Source organism: Yersinia mollaretii ATCC 43969, from assembly GCF_013282725.1.
Lineage (GTDB): Bacteria > Pseudomonadota > Gammaproteobacteria > Enterobacterales > Enterobacteriaceae > Yersinia > Yersinia mollaretii.
The window spans coordinates 1,486,652-1,504,648 of record NZ_CP054043.1 but is presented as its reverse complement, the minus strand read 5'-3'; the positions used below and the strand labels follow the sequence as shown (position 1 = coordinate 1,504,648).

Genomic DNA, 17,997 nt, shown 5'->3' with positions numbered 1-17,997 from the left:
TATGACTCAACTGTCGCGGATTAAGCGGTACCCGCACGATTCAGGAATGCTTGCGCTAAAAACAGCGCGCTGACATTGCGGGCTTCACAGAAGTCAGGTTCGTCGAGCAGCGCCATCATATTGGCGATGGGCCAACGCACTTGTGGCAAAGGCTCCGGCTCATCCCCCTCCAGACTTTGCGGGTAGAGGCTATGGGCGATCACAATATTCATTTTGCTGGAGAAATAAGAAGGGGCCATTGTCAGCTTAGTGAGATAGTCAAAGCGCTCAGCACCAAACCCCACCTCTTCCATTAGCTCACGATTTGCAGCTTCCAGCACGCCCTCCCCTGGGTCAATCAGCCCCTTCGGGAAGCCCAGCTCATACTCTTCAATACCGACCGCATATTCACGAATCAGCAATAAGTCATTACCGATAATCGGCACAATCATCACCGCTTCGCGATTGGATGGGCGCATACGCTCATAAACACGTTGCACGCCATTGCTGAATGCTAAATCTACCGCTTCGACAGTAAACAAGCGGGAGCGGGCAACCGTTTCTATTTTAAGAATTTTAGGTTTATGCAGATGTTTCATGATGGCCCCAAATTAAAAACTCACCGCTACACGGACTTGTACCAAGATCATCAGGGTTTTTGATGGTGACTTAATAAGCGATTTCTGCCTATTGCAATTAACCTGATACTTTCTAATGGAATTTATTAGAACTTGATCACATTGTGCGTTAATGAGAACCTTTATCGCAATGTCAGTTAGATATAATTTACCTGTTTTTAACATGAAGGCGAGTTTAGTCAAGATTTTAGTCGGTCAATTTTCACCCTACTTCCGCTCAATGCACGTTAAAAATTGTGTTTGAAAATAGGATTATGCTGATATTACCGATGTTTTAACCTTGCTATCCTTCTCCAGTCTACGGGCAGTTTAAGAGCACTGTATTAGTTATTTTGATGAATAATAGCGAATGTCATGCTAGTTCACTGAATAACTCTGCTATACGCCTCTGCACTGTATTTACGCATAATATGCATTCTTTCATAGAGTTGACGTAAGTCAGGGGCGCTCGGATGGGGATGGGATGAGCACAATAGTTTTAATATTGGCCTTACTGTTGACCAGTCTGATCGCAGTAGGCTTGCTGTGGTGGTTTAAATTCCGCCCTAGCCCTCGCGTAGCTGCAACCCTGCCATTCGCGAAACCCACTCACCGCACACTGACGCCGGAAGAGCGGGTTAATATTGAGAATTATCTGCTCAGCCAGCACGAAAATTCTGGCTTCAAAGCCCTGTCAACCTTTGACCCTAATACGCTAACCAACCGCGATTTCGCGCCAGAAAAACTCGTTCTAACGCCCCAAAGCGAAAAGGTTTATTCGGTTACCCGCGCCATTACCCGCTACGGTGTGGCGAGTGACGAACCCAATAAATGGCGCTATTACCTTGATTCGATTGAAGTCCATCTGCCCTCGTCGTGGGAGCAATACATCACTCAGGATAATGACGTAGAACTGATCCAAACTCAGAGTATCCCTTTGGTCATCTCCCTTAATGGGCATACTCTGAAGAATCATCAGCCAGAAAATACTTATCAGCCTATATTGCCATCCACCGCGCAAAATGCCTCGATTCGCAAAGCTGATAGTGAACACATTGAGCTGCTGAATATCCGTAAGGAAACAGCAGAAGAGTATGCCCTGCATGGCGCGAATGACTTAAAAGAAGCCATAGCCATTTGTCTGGCGTTGCTAATACTGTTTTTCGCCCTGATAGGCCCAGCAGTCACCCTGCCTTGGCTGGTGATTGTGGCCGCAACATTAATCGGCTGGGCATGCTGGAATATATTCCGTCCGCTGTCTGAAAAAGATTTGCGTGAAGTCCATTGCTTAAGTGGTACACCGAAGCGCTGGGGGCTGTTTGGTGAATCGAATCAGGGGCAGATGAGCAATATCTCCCTCGGGGTGGTTGACCTGATTTATCCGGCCCATTGGGGACCCTATTTTGCGCATGATCTGGGCAAAAAAACCAATATTGATATCTACCTCAATCGTCAGGTTATCCGTCAAGGCCGTTTTTTATCCCTGCATGATGAGATGAAACATTTTCCATTGCAGCGCTGGGGGAAAAACCTGACGCTGATGGCCGGCTCTCTGCTCGTGATGGCATTGTTACTGATCTATGTCCCCCTCGGTTTGCCGCTGAAATTGAGTGTTGCCTGGCTGCAAGGTGCGCAAAGCCAGCAGGTGACCAGCGTCGAGGCCTTGGAAAAAATGCCATTGCGCATCGGCGATATGTTGAAGGCGCAGGGGACAGGCATGTGCTACGTCCCACCGAATACTCAAAATCCGCACAGTTTTGTTTTTACACCGTTTGATTGTTCCGGCATCTATTGGAATAACGCCGCCCCTCTGCCACTGCCTGAATCGGACACGATTGAAAGGGCTGCGTCACTGATGGCGAGCGTCACTCAGCAACTACATCCACAGGGGAGTGACGCCAACGTCAACCCTCAGTTAGCCACGGCGATTGAAAAATCTGGCATGATCTTGTTGGATAATTTTGCAGATATCGTCTTGAAAACGCAGGCATTATGCGGTGCTGAAAGCGATTGCATTCGCCTGAAGAATGCTTTAGTGAATTTGGGTAATGCCAAGAATTGGTCGGGGCTGGTCAAACGTGCGCAATCTGGCACCTTAAAAGGCATGAATGTGCTGTTACGCCCCGTCAGTGCCGACACCTTGGAAAGTCTGGTTAAAACCGCCACCTCATCTTTTGTTTACCGTGAAACCCATCTGGCGACAGAAGCCTTGAATAGCCCACCGCCGGGTGGATTCCTGATCACCAGCGATGAAGGTAAGCAGCTAGTGAATCACCCTGCCCCTGCCGTGCCGCTGTTTGATTACAGCGCACTGGAACAGTGGCGAGAGTTGCAGCGGCTCTCTGGATTACTGCTCAATACCCCGTTTAAGGCCGAAGGCATCATCACCAATATCACTATCGACGCCAATGGCACTCGCCATATTGCGCTACATAGCGAACCAGATATGATGACGCTCAGCCGCTATTTGGGCACCAGCCTGCTACTGCTGACACTGATTATCTGCTTAGTGGTGAATACCACCTTATTAATTCAGCGAGTACTGCAAAACCGTAGTCGCATGGATAATATTCAGCGTTATTATGATAATTGCTTCAACCAAACCCTCACTCCAGCCCCTTTCCTGCGTTAGCCCTTTTTCGTCTATTGCGCGTATAATTTATCACCACTAATGTGATTGTGGAGTCGCTATGCCCCCTGAATTTAATTGGCAAGAAATTGATACTGTGCTGCTCGACATGGATGGCACCCTGCTGGATTTGGAGTTTGATAGCCATTTCTGGCTCAAACAGGTGCCGGAAACACTCAGCCAACGCCGAGGAATTCCGCTGGCGTCAGCGCACAAAATTATTCACGATGAATATTTGGCGGTGCAGCACACCTTAAATTGGTATTGCTTCGATTACTGGAGTGAACGGCTGGATTTGGATATTTACGCCATGACCAGCGAAGCGGGTAGCCGCGTCCGCTTGCGCCAAGATACCGAGCCATTCCTATCCAGTTTACGTGAACGAGGTTTGCAAACCATTTTGCTCACCAATGCCCACCCACACAGCCTCGCGGTAAAAATTGAGCACACTGCGCTTGATCAGCACCTTGATTTATTACTTTCCACCCATACATTTGGATATCCGAAAGAAGATCAACGACTGTGGCTGGCTGTTGCGCAGCACACCGGGCTGAATCCGGCCAGAACCCTATTTGTCGATGACAGTGAAACCATTTTGGATGCCGCTCGCACCTTTGGCATTCGCTACTGTTTGGGAATAGAGAATCCGGATTCTAGCTGTGCTGACAAAGTTTTTCACAGCCATCCCGCAATTAATGACTACCGTAAGCTATTGCCAGCATTACACTTACGTTCGGAATAAAGCGACCCGAGAAATAATAGCGACGTGAAGCATAAATCAGCCCAATGACAGGAGTCTTCATGAAAGATAAAACAGCCACAGACGAATCGGTTCGGCTGGATAAATGGCTGTGGGCGGCCCGGTTTTATAAAACCAGAGCCATCGCCCGTGAAATGGTGGATGGCGGTAAAGTCCACTACAACGGTCAGCGCGGGAAACCCAGTAAACTGGTTGAAATCAATGCTGAAATTCGTCTGCGGCAGGGTAATGACGAGCGCACAGTGCGGGTGTTGGCGTTACACAGCCAGCGCCGGGGGGCCAGTGAGGCGCAGGCACTGTATGAAGAGACCGAAGCCAGTATCGTCAACCGCGAGAAAGTGGCACAAGCGCGCAAGCTGAATGCCCTGACCATGCCGCATCCTGATCGGCGACCGGATAAAAAAGAGCGTCGCAACCTAATCAAATTTAAACAAGGCGAGCCTGAGTAAACCCAATAGATTTCAAATACGAATTGAAAGATGACGGATTGAAAGATGACGGATTTAAGTGGCGGCCTAAATGAGAGAAACCTATGTCTAATCACGACCAATTACACCGCTATCTGTTTGCTAACCATGCTGTGCGCGGTGAGCTGGTTTCAGTCAATGAAACCTATCAGCAGGTATTAGCCAATCACGACTACCCTCCTGCGGTGCAAAAACTGCTGGGTGAAATGTTGGTCGCGACCAGCTTGCTGACCGCTACCCTGAAATTTGATGGTGATATCACCGTGCAATTGCAGAGCACCGATGGCCCCTTGACGCTGGCGGTGATTAACGGTAATAACCAGCAAGAGATGCGCGGTGTGGCCCGCTTCAAAGGCGAAATCAGCGACGAAAGTACGCTAAAAGAGATGGTCGGCAACGGCTATCTGGTGATCACCATTACGCCAGCAAAAGGTGAGCGCTATCAGGGCGTAGTGGCATTGGAAGGCGAAACAATCGCCGCCTGCCTAGAAAGTTACTTTATGCAGTCTGAACAGCTTCCGACCCGTCTGTTTATCCGCACTGGCGAAGTATCAGGAAAAGCGGCAGCTGGCGGTATGTTACTGCAAGTTCTGCCAGCACAAGAGCGCAATGAAGATGAATTTGATCATCTGGCACAACTGACAACCACCATCAAAGCCGAGGAGTTATTCACCCTGCCGGCCAATGAGGTGCTGTATCGTTTATACCATCAGGAAGAAGTGACGCTCTATGAGCCACAAAACGTGAGTTTCCGCTGTACCTGCTCGCGTGAGCGTTGCGCCGATGCATTAGTCACGTTATCCGAAGAGGATATCAGCGAAATGCTGGAGCAAGACGGCAATATTGATATGCATTGCGAGTATTGCGGCAATCACTACCTTTTTGATGCGGTTGATATCGCCTCGATCAAGAACGGCAATAGCACGTCTTCTGACCAAATGCATTAATCTTTGTAATATTTAGCTGGGTGCTGACACGTGCCCAGCGCTTCTGCCGTTTCATGCTTGCGACAATCCGTGTTCTATCTCTCATAACCTAGCGAAAAATAGGTCATATGTTGAAATATTTGAACGCTATCGCTGTTAATCAGAGATGAGGATTTACAATCGCTGGTAGAAAATTGACGATCCAGGAGTTATGACATGAGTGTTAAAGGAATTACCCCGCAGGAGCTCGCCGCCTATGGCATCCATAACGTCAGCGAGATTGTTTACAACCCAAGCTATGATTTACTGTTCCAGGAAGAGACTAAACCCACGCTTGAAGGATACGAGCGCGGAACCCTCACCACCACAGGAGCAATAGCGGTCGATACCGGCATCTTTACCGGTCGTTCGCCAAAAGATAAATATATTGTCCGCGATGCAATTACACAGGATACCGTGTGGTGGGCCGATCAGGGCAAAGGTAAAAATGATAACAAACCGCTGAGCCAAGAGACTTGGAGCCACCTGAAAGAGCTGGTCACTGAGCAACTGTCTGGCAAACGTCTGTTTGTTGTCGATACTTTCTGCGGTGCTAATCCCGACAGCCGCTTGCGAGTCCGCTTTGTGACTGAAGTGGCTTGGCAGGCGCACTTCGTCAAAAACATGTTTATCCGCCCAACAGATGAAGAACTGGCCGATTTCGAGCCTGATTTTATCGTCATGAACGGCGCTAAATGCACTAACCCAAACTGGAAAGAGCAGGGTCTGAACTCCGAAAACTTTGTTGCCTTTAACCTAACGGAACGTATGCAGCTCATTGGCGGCACATGGTACGGCGGCGAAATGAAGAAAGGGATGTTCTCGATGATGAACTACCTGCTACCGTTGAAGGGCATTGCATCCATGCACTGCTCGGCCAACGTCGGTGAAAAAGGCGATGTTGCCATCTTCTTCGGCCTGTCCGGTACGGGTAAAACTACGCTGTCTACTGACCCGAAACGTAAATTGATCGGCGATGACGAGCACGGCTGGGATGATGATGGCGTCTTTAACTTTGAAGGTGGCTGCTATGCCAAAACCATCAAGTTATCTGAAGAGGCTGAACCTGATATCTATCACGCCATTAGACGCGATGCATTGCTGGAAAACGTGGTCGTGCTACCAGACGGCACTGTTGATTTCAACGACAGCTCCAAAACTGAAAACACCCGTGTTTCTTACCCAATCTACCACATCGAAAACATCGTTAAGCCGGTTTCCAAAGCAGGCCATGCGACCAAGGTCATTTTCCTGACTGCCGATGCCTTCGGCGTCTTACCTCCGGTATCACGGCTGACTGCCAATCAAACCCAGTATCACTTCCTGTCTGGCTTTACCGCCAAACTGGCTGGTACTGAGCGCGGTGTCACCGAGCCGACCCCAACCTTCTCTGCCTGTTTTGGTGCAGCCTTCTTGTCTCTGCATCCAACACAATATGCTGAAGTGCTGGTTAAACGCATGCAGGCCGTGGGCGCACAAGCCTATCTGGTCAACACCGGCTGGAACGGGACTGGCAAGCGTATTTCTATCAAGGATACCCGCGCCATCATTGATGCCATCCTGAACGGCGAGATCGATAAAGCAGAAACCTTCACCCTGCCAATCTTCGATCTGGCAGTACCAATGGCATTACCGGGTGTGGACCCAGCGATTCTCGACCCTCGTGACACCTATGCGGATGTTGCACAGTGGCAAGAGAAAGCTGAAAATCTGGCACATCGCTTTACCACCAACTTTGATAAGTATACCGATACCCCAGCAGGGGCTGCATTGGTGAGTGCAGGGCCGAAAATCTAGCACTAATAAAACAACTCACGTTGAACAATGGCGGCCTTCTGGTCGCCATTATTTTTTACGACGCCTGAATAGCTGATTGTGACTCTCTGATATACCGCGACAATTATTGGGCAGCAACAACCGGCGGCAAATCAGACGCGCCCAAATGTGACGTTCTAAAATAGTTATGAAAGCCAGATAAAAATGAGTTCTGGTTTTTTTGAACTGGCATGTTGCCCATATCATTCATTAACTGATCAATGTCATCAGCATTATCCACTGGTACGACTAAGCCGTCATCCACTATGGCGTCAAAATCATCATTCACTGATGCATCGAATTTCCAAGTCAAATAATTACCTTTCGATAAAGCGAAATGTCTATGGTCAGTTATTTCAGATGGAAACTCGGGTGAAATAACCGCTTCGAGAAAGTTATATCTAACAATAAAGCGTTTTTTATCTTTATCGACCACACAAAACTGGTTATAGACCAAATTACCCTCTTCTGGCATGGGCAATTTTATTTTCAAATAGTCATCAGGTAACTGTTTATGACTGATAACCACCTCTTGCTCACCATTAAGTATCTTTGAGGTTATCTGTAGATCATCCCCGCTAATATCATTCAGGAAAAAGGTCTGATCCTGCCCCGTAGTCCAGTCATGCTGACCATTGTTTGATAATATTAATCTATCGTGCTGAGTCGTATTGGGTAGTAGCAAAGTATCAATAATATATTTATCATTTCCCTGTGAGACGTATATCTCATCGCCTGCACCTAAATGATTAAATAGATCATCTTGTGCACTGCCCTCTAATGTATCTAGACTAAAATCATGTCCAATCAACATTGGGTCAATGAAATTTTTCAACGTAACATTGACATTATCTATTTTGACGATATTTATGCCATTTGTCTTAGAGATAAAGTTACGCGGAATAGGATTGTTCACATCCGATAAAGGAGATGACCTATTTGAAAATTGATAGGCTGCTAAAGTTGGGTTAAATTCGCCATCACTATGACTCCCTTCATTGACTAAAACTGCCTGCCACTGAGGTGTTAATATAAACCCATCTTTGGTGTAAAAGATAAAATCATTGTTTCTTTTCTTATCACCATGATTAATATCGCTGTAAACATCCCTAAGCATCAAAGTGGTCAATGTACTATTCTCATTCTTTAAGACAATGCAAACATCATTTCCCGACAAGTAAACATTCTCTATCTTTTGTAGAGAATAATCCAATATAACATGGCTTATTTCATTGCCCGACTGTTCGAAAAGGGCGACTGAAACCGCCTTATTCTTCTTATTTTGTAATATCTTATAATTATCAGAGCCGGAGCCACCATAAGCTTCACCCGATTGTAACGACAACATATCATTCCCGCCATGGCCCTTCAATATATCCCGCCCCCCCATACCATTGAGGACATTAACCTGATCATCACCCGTCAATATATCATCGGTATCTTCAGCGCTGTATATATGTTCAATATTAGAGATTTTCATCAATAATCTTGGCGCATTAATGCTTAGTAGCGGTATATCATTAGTGTGATAGTGAATAGTTCCTGCCATTAAATTAATTTTATAGCCAATAACCCCCTCCTGATTAACCCCCATAATAGCAAGCGTATCTTCACCCTTTCGACCATCAAGCTGGCTTGGTTGGAAAATTTCTAATAATTCATTACCATGAAGATAGAAAGTATCATTCAGATCACCACCCACAAATGTTTTTGTACCTTGCGTAATATCAAAACTATTTTGTACATGACGATCAGCAAAAACATAAGAATCACCCACACCCGTATTAAAATGGGCTTTCTTATTAGCAGAGGGACTCAGCTCTAAATGTCCTGTACGTTCTGTTCTTGCCTTATCTAAAGCGAGAATTTTAGCATGCTCAACATAATCAACTGAATATTTGTCATTGAAAGTTTCATGATCAATAATAATGGCAATATTAGTATTTCCACTGACATCAAAAACATCATCCAGCCTTCTTTCAACAACAAATTTTTTGCTTTTTCTATACTCTTCGTACTCACTGTAACTGCATTTCATCCAATTTTTTTTATAAATATATTCAGATAAAATCTGCCTCGTATCTTTATGTATAAATTCGCCTTCAAATTTAAAGAAATTATCATCATTTGAATTAAGGACATTAACAAGATAGTCTTTTTTCTTCTTGTTGATATAATAATATTGTGCTTTCTTTACTTCACCATATTTATCATAAACATAATAATACTCAGTTACTCCTGAAGGAATTAGCCGCTTACTCGCGATCTCCTGCGCATATTGATCTATAGTTTCACGCAGCAGGCGTTTCTGTTTTTCCTCCAGCCGAGCAGAGATACTCTGCTCCAAGTCCGCGCCAAACGCTAAGCGCGTACCATTCTTAAACTCTTCCCAAGGCGTTAAATCAATTTGCTCTTTTATTTTTGCAATGGTCGAAACAGCATTATAAATCATGGCGGCCAATGAGATACCGATACCCGCCAGAATACCTAATGGCCCCGCAATAGCAAAACCGACGGCTAAAGCAGCAGCGGTTAAAATACCCACCCCCGCACCTAACGCAGAGAGTGTGCCATTGATGATAAGATCCCTCGCATTATCTGGATCAGTTTCTTTTTCTAACTGCTCATATACTTTAACAACGTTATAGATATCAAATCCGGCAGAAGCAATATTGAGTGCTGATCCGGCAGACTTTGCAATGAGACTTCCCGTACGGGAGCCCACTTGGCTGATTCCTTTAGTGAGTGGGACTTTTTTTGCAAAAAATCCAGCCCCCTTTTCAAAAGAGGGCTGCATAACATCTATACCAAAATCAACTACAAATTCGCTCCAACTTAACGCGAATGCCTCGTTAATTTCTTTTTTTTCTTGTTGAGTGATTTCTGATGAGTTCAATTTCTTCAACATCACTGATGTCGATATACCTAATCGGAAAGTAGAAATAATCTGATTACCCCACCCTAACTTATTGGTTACTTTACTCAACTTATTATGACCGTGCAGAGCTGATTTACTGTTTATCATAGTATCTTTTAACGAAGATAACTCATGCTGGTACGGTTCACTGAATTTGTTATTATTATTTAAATGTTCAGAAACACCATTGTTTAGGGGCGCTGTGTTATCACGCACAAAATCATGGTCAAACTGCAGCACTTCTGGGATGCTCTTAGACAACTGTGACAGCCTGTCAGGATCTATTCTTCCGTCACTGTCAGCAGTAATATAATATAGCAAATACTTCTTATATCTCTCAGCTGCTTCTACAGCACTTATTCTTCCCTTCACAATATCCTGAAGAATGTAGGCTGCTATTGGCATATTATTTATTAGCAGCTGACCATCAGAATTAATATGGTAATCAACTCGATGCTTAAGGTTCCCAAAAAAATACTCTTTTGGCTTACCTGTCGCTGTTAAACGCCGTCCATAATCTTTCACTCTCACAATATCTCTTCCCATCGTACCGACTTCTTTGTTGTAAGCACGTAAGGATGCCTTGTCATTATTTTCCTGCATTATTTCCGCAAAATCCAAAGCAAAATGTTCTTTTACCCCATCATCAGCATCTATTCCCAGCTTACAAGAAAACAATATTATTCGTTCCGGAGAGACCATATTTCTTTCTGTTTTTAGATGATTGAGAATCGTATATAATGTCGAAGCATTAAAATTATCGAATTTGCGATTCTTACTACTACCATGTCCATTTAATATCCATCTAACACGGTTACCCTGTAATTTATCTGGCGCCCCATACACAACACGTGTTTTATCCTCATATATGTCGTACTGGATAATAAGTGTTTTTTCCGGATGTTTACTGGCAAGCATTGCAGCACTGTATGTCAAGATCGCATCATCAGATAACTGAAATATCACTTGATAGTCATAATTTAGATGATTAACACTCACCATTGGATTTCCATTAATAATATTTTTATCAGGAACCATCCAATTATCTATACCCATATTCATCTCCACGCTTCAATAAGTAGTCGATGAATTTTACTGGCTAAGGAATACTCATCAAGAGTTTCATCATAAGAAATAATTAAATTCAGTATATACTAGTCATTACTAATGGTTTATTTTAATAATATGAGTAAATAATCATTAGGTGAAGCAACTTAATTAAATAATAGCCCACACAGTAATTAACTGTGTAAGCTATTATTTGGGGGATGTGAAGTAGAGCCGCCTCTCTGACGGAGTTACGACTTATGAGTGGAGGTTATATTATTTAATTGCGGTATATAGGCACGAATCCGTAACCCACCCCGTTCACTGGTGCCGATATCCAACGAACCGGCGTGGGCATCAATAATCCGCTGCACAATGGCTAGCCCTAACCCAGTACCACTGGTGCTGCGAGCGCTATCACCCCGAACGAAAGGTTGGAACAGATGCTTTAACTCTTCTGGTTTGATACCAGGACCATCATCTTCTACTTGGAACCACGCTCGCTGTAGCTCGGTGCCGCTGCTCACTTTTATCCAGCCATTGCCGTAGCGAGCCGCATTCACCACCATATTCGCCAAGGCGCGTTTAATGGATAGCGGATGGATGTCCACCAGCACTTCGCCTTCGCAAAGATCCGTTTCAATCACCCGCTCATAACCGCTTTCTGCCGCAATCACTTCACCCAATACCGAATTAAGTTCACTCGGTTCGGTCGGCATCTCCTGCCCGGTGCGCAGATAATCGATAAATTGCTCAATAATCGCATTACACTCTTCAATGTCTTTATTGATCGACTCAGAGAGATAGCCGTCGGCTTCGCTCATCATCTCCGTCGCCAGACGAATTCGCGTCAACGGTGTGCGTAAATCATGGCTCACCCCGGCCATCAGCAAGGTTCGGTCATCTGCCAGCAACTTCACGCCAGCCGCCATCTGGTTAAATGCCCGAGTGACCGAGCGCACCTCCGAGGCACCATACTCCCGCAGTGGTGGCGGAATAATCCCCTTTCCGACCTGCAAAGCCGCGTGTTCCAGTTCGACTAAGGGTCGATTCTGAATACGGATAAATAGCCAGGCACCGCCCACGGCCAGCAGCATAATAGCGAGGGTATAACGGAACAGTGGCGAGAAATCGCCCTGATGGATCTCAGTTAAGGGCACTCGTACCCAGATATCTGGCGATAACCAAGTTTTCAGCCAGACCACTGGCGAGTTTTTGTTAACTTCGACCCGAACATCGGTTGGCCCACCCAATTGCTGGGCCATTTGATCACTGAGAAATTTATAGTGCTGTGCCCAACGTAGGCCACTTTCCTCTGCCGCAGCATTGGTATAAAGCGAAATCCCCAATTCACGGTAAATCTCACGCCGAAATGCGGGCGGGACTTCAAGTAGCGTGCCATCTTCCAGTTGCAGTCGGTCAGTCATCAGCATACGAACTTCATAGGCCAACACTTTATTGAACTGCTGCAAACTGGGTAAAATAGCGAAATTCAGCACCACCAAATAGGTCGTGACCAAGCTGACAAACAGCAAAGTCACAATCAGTAATAAGGTGCGGGCAAATGAGCTACGGGGAGAAAAGCGCCACCACCTCATGCTTTACTGCCGTCCGGCACGAATACGTAGCCCAAGCCCCATACGGTTTGGATATAGCGTGGATGCGCAGGATCTTCTTCCACCATGCGGCGCAAGCGCGAAATCTGGACGTCGATAGAGCGCTCCATTGCACTGTATTCACGGCCACGGGCCAGATTCATCAGTTTATCGCGGGATAGCGGCTCACGCGGGTGACTCACCAAGGCTTTCAGCACCGCGAACTCACCGCTGGTCAGTGGCATAGGCTCATCTTCGCGGAACATCTCGCGGGTGCCCAGGTTCAGTTTGAACTTACCAAACGCAATCACTGCCTCTTCCTGTGACGGTGCACCCGGCAATTCATTGGCCTGACGGCGCAATACCGCGCGGATACGCGCCAGCAGCTCACGCGGGTTGAATGGCTTCGGAATATAGTCATCGGCACCGATTTCCAGCCCAACGATACGATCCACTTCTTCCCCCTTCGCCGTCACCATAATGATCGGCATCGGGTTGCTTTGACTGCGCAAACGGCGGCAGATAGAGAGGCCATCTTCACCCGGTAGCATCAGATCAAGCACCATCAGGTGGAAAGACTCACGGGTCAGCAAGCGATCCATCTGTTCAGCATTGGCGACACTGCGCACCTGGAAACCTTGCTCTGTTAGGTAACGTTCCAACAGCGCACGTAGGCGCATATCGTCATCAACGACCAGAATCTTGTGATTCTCTTGCATTTTATTACTCCCAAAGGCCGTATTGCCCGAATCTGCACATTGTTAGAAATACTTACTCTATACCCAAAATAATTCGAGTTGCAGGAAGGCGACAACTGAGCGACTCCCCCAGAGCTTACATCAGTAAGTGGCTGGGCTAAATGAAGGAGGCCCATACCTATGCAGCTTGAAGTATGGCGGGTATATCAGACAGCTATTTATGGTATACATTCTAGTCGAAATTGTTACAAAGCTTATTGTTGTGCCTGATTATCAACAATTTCGTCGAATGGGCGATAGCGAATTTCTAATATCCAGTAGGTCGCTTCGCCATTTGGCGTCTGGACGGTTACCTCATCATCCACCTGTTTGCCAATCAAGGCGCGGGCCACTGGCGAATCAATAGAGATCCATTTTTTCGCCGGATCAAATTCATCCGGCCCGACCAAACGGAAGATACGTTGCTCTTCAGCTTCATTTTCGACTCGCACCCAAGCGCCAAAAAAGACTTTGCCCTCTTGACGCGGGTCCGGATCGACCACTTTCAGCACCTCAAGGCGCTTGGTCAGAAAGCGCACCCGGCGATCAATTTCTCGCAGCCGCTTCTTACCATAAATATATTCAGCATTTTCCGAACGATCGCCCATCGCCGCCGCTTCAGACACAGCCAGCGTCACCACCGGGCGCTCCTCCCGCCACAGATAATGCAGCTCACGATCCAGCGCCTGCCAGCCTTCGCGGGTAATGTAATTGCTTTTAGCCATAAATTATCCAATTATCCCTTTGGCACAGATGCCACTATTATACCCTAAGTTTTTACCGATAAGTTCAGGTTAGCTCAAGTGTCTAATGAGCACTCTACTGGCAATTTATCTAGGCAATCCGTATAACTATCCTCTGCTATTTCCCCTATTCACTATCAAACTGACATCAGACTTATGAATGAACAACTGAGCCGTATTATTGCAAGCGAAATACAGGCCCGGCCGGAGCAAGTTAGCTCTGCCATCAGCCTGTTAGATGAAGGTAATACCGTGCCCTTTATTGCGCGGTATCGTAAGGAAGTTACCGGCGGGTTGGATGATACCCAGCTGCGCCAGTTGGAAAGCCGTTTGGGTTATCTGCGTGAACTCGAAGATCGCCGCCAAACCATTCTTAAATCCATCGACGATCAGGGCAAGCTGACCGAGCAACTCGCGGGTGCCATCAATGGCACCATGAGTAAAACCGAGCTGGAAGACCTTTATCTCCCTTATAAACCCAAGCGCCGCACCCGTGGGCAGATTGCGATTGAAGCGGGTCTGGAACCCTTGGCTGACAGCTTATGGAACGACCCGCAGCAAGATCCCGAGTCAGTGGCGCTGGCCTATGTCGATGCCGATAAAGGCGTCGCGGACACCAAAGCCGCACTGGATGGCGCGCGTTATATCCTGATGGAGCGCTTTGCTGAAGATGCCACTTTGCTAGCGAAAGTACGCCAATATTTGTGGAAAAATGCGCATCTGGTGTCAAAAGTGGTGGAAGGTAAGGAGCAGGAGGGCGCTAAATTCCGCGATTACTTCGATCACCATGAGCCTATCGCCCAAGTCCCTTCTCACCGTGCATTGGCGATGTTCCGTGGCCGTAACGAAGGTGTGTTGCAGTTAGCATTAAACCCAGATCCACAGTTTGATGAACCCCCTCGCGAGAGTCAGGGCGAGCAGATCATCATCAACCATCTGGATCTGCGCTTGAATAACGCCCCCGCCGACACGTGGCGCAAAGCGGTCGTTAACTGGACATGGCGTATCAAGGTGCTGATGCATCTGGAAACCGAATTGATGAGCACCCTGCGCGAGCGGGCCGAAGATGAAGCTATCAACGTGTTCGCCCGTAATATGCAGGATTTACTGATGGCCGCTCCGGCTGGGATGCGCGCCACCATGGGCCTCGATCCGGGGCTGCGCACTGGCGTGAAAGTGGCAGTGGTCGATGCCACGGGCAAGCTGGTCGCCTATGACACCATCTACCCCCACACTGGACAGGCAGCCAAAGCCGCCGCCACTGTGGCCGCTCTGTGCATCAAGCATCAAGTTGAACTGGTGGCGATTGGTAACGGCACCGCATCACGCGAAACCGAGCGCTTCTTTACTGAGCTGCAACAGCAGTATCCGGCGGTCACGGCGCAAAAAGTGATTGTCAGCGAAGCCGGGGCATCTGTTTACTCCGCCTCTGAGCTGGCAGCACTGGAGTTCCCGGATTTGGATGTTTCGATTCGTGGCGCAGTGTCGATTGCCCGCCGCTTACAAGATCCCCTCGCCGAGCTGGTCAAAATCGATCCGAAATCCATCGGCGTCGGTCAGTATCAGCACGATGTCAGCCAAAGCCAACTGGCGAAAAAGCTGGACGTGGTGGTGGAAGACTGCGTAAACGCCGTGGGCGTGGACTTAAACACCGCATCAGTGCCGTTACTGACCCGTGTTGCCGGTTTGACCCGCATGATGGCGCAGAATATCGTTAACTGGCGTGATGAGAATGGCCGATTCCATAACCGTGAGCAATTGCTAAAAGTCAGCCGCCTCGGGCCAAAAGCCTTTGAGCAGTGTGCGGGCTTCTTGCGCATTAACCACGGCGATAACCCACTGGACGCATCCACCGTGCATCCAGAAGCCTATCCGGTGGTTGAGCGCATTTTGGCCGCCACTGAGCAAGCTTTGCAGGATTTAATGGGTAATGCCTCGGCACTACGCAATCTCAACGCACGTGATTTCACCACCGAGCGTTTTGGTGTTCCGACGGTCACGGATATCCTGCGCGAGCTGGAAAAACCGGGCCGCGACCCGCGCCCTGAATTTAAAACGGCGACCTTTGCCGAGGGCGTTGAAACCATGAACGACCTGACACCGGGGATGATCCTCGAAGGTTCGGTGACTAACGTCACCAACTTTGGTGCCTTTGTGGATATCGGCGTGCATCAGGACGGTTTGGTGCATATCTCGTCACTGGCGGATAAATTTGTCGATGACCCGCATAAAGTGGTGAAAGCGGGTGATATCGTCAAAGTAAAAGTCATGGAAGTGGACCTACAGCGCAAACGTATTGCCCTGACCATGCGCCTTGATGAGCAGCCGGGTGAGAGCGGTTCACGCCGTGGTAATGGCGGCGAGAGTCGCGCCACGACTAATAGTGATAATCGGGGTGCCAGCCGCCCGCGTAACACCTCTGACTCAAATAACCGCCCAGCCGCCAAAGGGCGAGCAGACAGCAGCACAGGTAATAACAGCGCCATGAGTGATGCACTGGCAGCGGCCTTTAAGAAACGCTGATATAGCCACTCAGGGCCACATTTTCTGTGGCTCTCAGGCTGATGACAAGCCCCGATGACTCGATCTGAAACGGTGAGGACAGGTGGAAGAGTAAAGCGTCCGCGCCAGGGAGGGCGCGGCTCGAGCCCCCAAGGATGGGTTTACGGCGTCTTTACGATCTGCCTGTTCTCTCCGCCGCTGGCACTTTACCATTAACCTCAGGGCCACACTTTTGTGGCCCTTTCTCTCATCTCTGTGTTGTCTCATCTGCGGTTGCTTCACCCTAACCCGCAACTTTCTCCACTCGGCTCATATTATTTTCTTCTATAAATTTGAAGATTTATCTTCTAAATTAATTAGCACGCAATTCTTTTCTTTCGTGCAACCCCCATTCAACTTGGATTAAGCCCGATATTAATTTAACAATCTCGTTAACATTGGAGTTAATTCCGTCAATTATTGGCACTAACTAATAATTAATTATGATGTCATTCTGCGAGTTAATTTAAATTTGAATGTTATTTGATTTAAATCAGAGTGAATCCATTTTGTTACTGATTGGTGTTTTATCGTCAAGGTAAAAAGTGATAGAAACATTTAGTTAACTGATTTAACTCATCATTCGCATTTGCGATTATGTCAGTTTGGTGGTAAAACAGGCACAAATAGAAATCAGACTAATTAATTCTAAAAATAGAATCGTAATGAATATTTACTTTTGAGTCTTTGTCATTAGTTGAATATGAAAACGATTATTACTATCATTATTTTATCTATTAGCTTTTATACCCTAAATAATTCGAGTTGCAGGAAGGCGGCAACTGAGCGAGTCCCCAGGAGCTTACATCAGTACGAAGGCAGCCAACGCACATGCAACTTGAAGAATGACGGGTATAGATCGCTATTACTCTGAACTCTGGTACGCCAATAACGATATATCAAGAGGCTCCAATGCATCTTATCCCGCAGCGTTCCTACAAAATCGTGGGCTTCTCGCCTGAAATTAGCCCGGCTTATCGGCAAAAACTGTTATCACTGGGTATGTTACCCGGCTCCTCATTTAATGTTGTTCGCCTCGCGCCTTTAGGTGATCCCATTCAGATAGAAACCCGCCGAGTCAGTCTGGTGGTTCGCAAAAAAGATTTAGATCTGCTCACGCTGGATCTACAACCCTAGACCTCAGGCCACCCGCTTATTTCTTCTGCCCTGTGGCATGTGAAAATG

12 protein-coding genes and 1 pseudogene are annotated in these 17,997 nt (G+C 47.1%); 8 read left to right on the top strand and 5 right to left on the bottom strand.

The annotated features are described in order from the left end of the window. Positions 1-20: 20 nt before the first annotated feature. On the bottom strand, positions 21-578 hold the full coding sequence (gene nudE, locus HRD69_RS06560) for an ADP compounds hydrolase NudE (protein ID WP_004875158.1): 558 nt from the start codon (positions 576-578) through the stop codon (positions 21-23). Between the two features lie 502 nt (positions 579-1,080). Here nudE and HRD69_RS06555 point away from each other — a divergent pair. From HRD69_RS06555 to pckA, 5 genes are all read left to right on the top strand, one after another. After that, on the top strand, positions 1,081-3,228 hold the full coding sequence (locus tag HRD69_RS06555; protein ID WP_032814377.1) for an intracellular growth attenuator family protein: 2,148 nt from the start codon (positions 1,081-1,083) through the stop codon (positions 3,226-3,228). A gap of 58 nt (positions 3,229-3,286) precedes the next feature. Further along, positions 3,287-3,967, top strand: a complete 681-nt coding sequence (gene yrfG / locus HRD69_RS06550; protein ID WP_004875160.1) for a GMP/IMP nucleotidase — start codon at positions 3,287-3,289, stop codon at positions 3,965-3,967. 59 nt (positions 3,968-4,026) lie between these two features. Next, a complete protein-coding gene (gene hslR, locus HRD69_RS06545; protein ID WP_004875161.1) occupies positions 4,027-4,434 on the top strand; it encodes a ribosome-associated heat shock protein Hsp15 in 408 nt (135 codons plus the stop codon). Positions 4,435-4,517: 83 nt separating this feature from the next. After that, positions 4,518-5,399, top strand: coding sequence for an Hsp33 family molecular chaperone HslO (hslO, locus tag HRD69_RS06540; protein ID WP_004875162.1), 882 nt, complete (start codon positions 4,518-4,520; stop codon positions 5,397-5,399). Between the two features lie 195 nt (positions 5,400-5,594). After that, positions 5,595-7,214 carry a phosphoenolpyruvate carboxykinase (ATP) gene (pckA, locus tag HRD69_RS06535; RefSeq protein ID WP_004875163.1) on the top strand — a complete coding sequence of 540 codons (1,620 nt, stop codon included), beginning with the start codon at positions 5,595-5,597 and terminating at the stop codon, positions 7,212-7,214. Positions 7,215-7,317: 103 nt separating this feature from the next. On the opposite strand, the gene HRD69_RS06530 is transcribed toward pckA, so the two are convergent. The 4 genes from HRD69_RS06530 to greB form a co-directional block, all read right to left on the bottom strand. Further along, entirely contained in the window at positions 7,318-11,205 is a 3,888-nt protein-coding gene (locus HRD69_RS06530; protein WP_161597834.1) for a C80 family cysteine peptidase, read from the bottom strand. A 242-nt stretch (positions 11,206-11,447) separates the two neighbouring features. Continuing rightward, the gene (gene envZ, locus HRD69_RS06525; RefSeq protein WP_032814378.1) at positions 11,448-12,794 is read right to left on the bottom strand and encodes a two-component system sensor histidine kinase EnvZ; all 1,347 of its coding nucleotides are present in this window, start codon (positions 12,792-12,794) and stop codon (positions 11,448-11,450) included. Further along, on the bottom strand, positions 12,791-13,510 hold the full coding sequence (gene ompR, locus HRD69_RS06520) for an osmolarity response regulator transcription factor OmpR (RefSeq protein ID WP_004709363.1): 720 nt from the start codon (positions 13,508-13,510) through the stop codon (positions 12,791-12,793). The genes envZ and ompR overlap by 4 nt, the downstream gene beginning before the upstream one ends. A 233-nt stretch (positions 13,511-13,743) precedes the next feature. After that, positions 13,744-14,253, bottom strand: a complete 510-nt coding sequence (gene greB / locus HRD69_RS06515; RefSeq protein ID WP_004875166.1) for a transcription elongation factor GreB — start codon at positions 14,251-14,253, stop codon at positions 13,744-13,746. Between the two features lie 174 nt (positions 14,254-14,427). Here greB and HRD69_RS06510 point away from each other — a divergent pair, with 174 nt between their 5' ends. From HRD69_RS06510 to feoA, 3 genes and pseudogenes are all read left to right on the top strand, one after another. Further along, positions 14,428-16,794, top strand: a complete 2,367-nt coding sequence (locus tag HRD69_RS06510; RefSeq protein ID WP_004875167.1) for a Tex family protein — start codon at positions 14,428-14,430, stop codon at positions 16,792-16,794. 133 nt (positions 16,795-16,927) lie between these two features. After that, positions 16,928-16,993 (top strand): annotated as a pseudogene (locus HRD69_RS20575) (gluconate 5-dehydrogenase); the annotation flags it as partial. Positions 16,994-17,724: 731 nt separating this feature from the next. After that, entirely contained in the window at positions 17,725-17,949 is a 225-nt protein-coding gene (gene feoA, locus HRD69_RS06505; protein WP_004702177.1) for a ferrous iron transporter A, read from the top strand. Positions 17,950-17,997 lie beyond the last annotated feature (48 nt).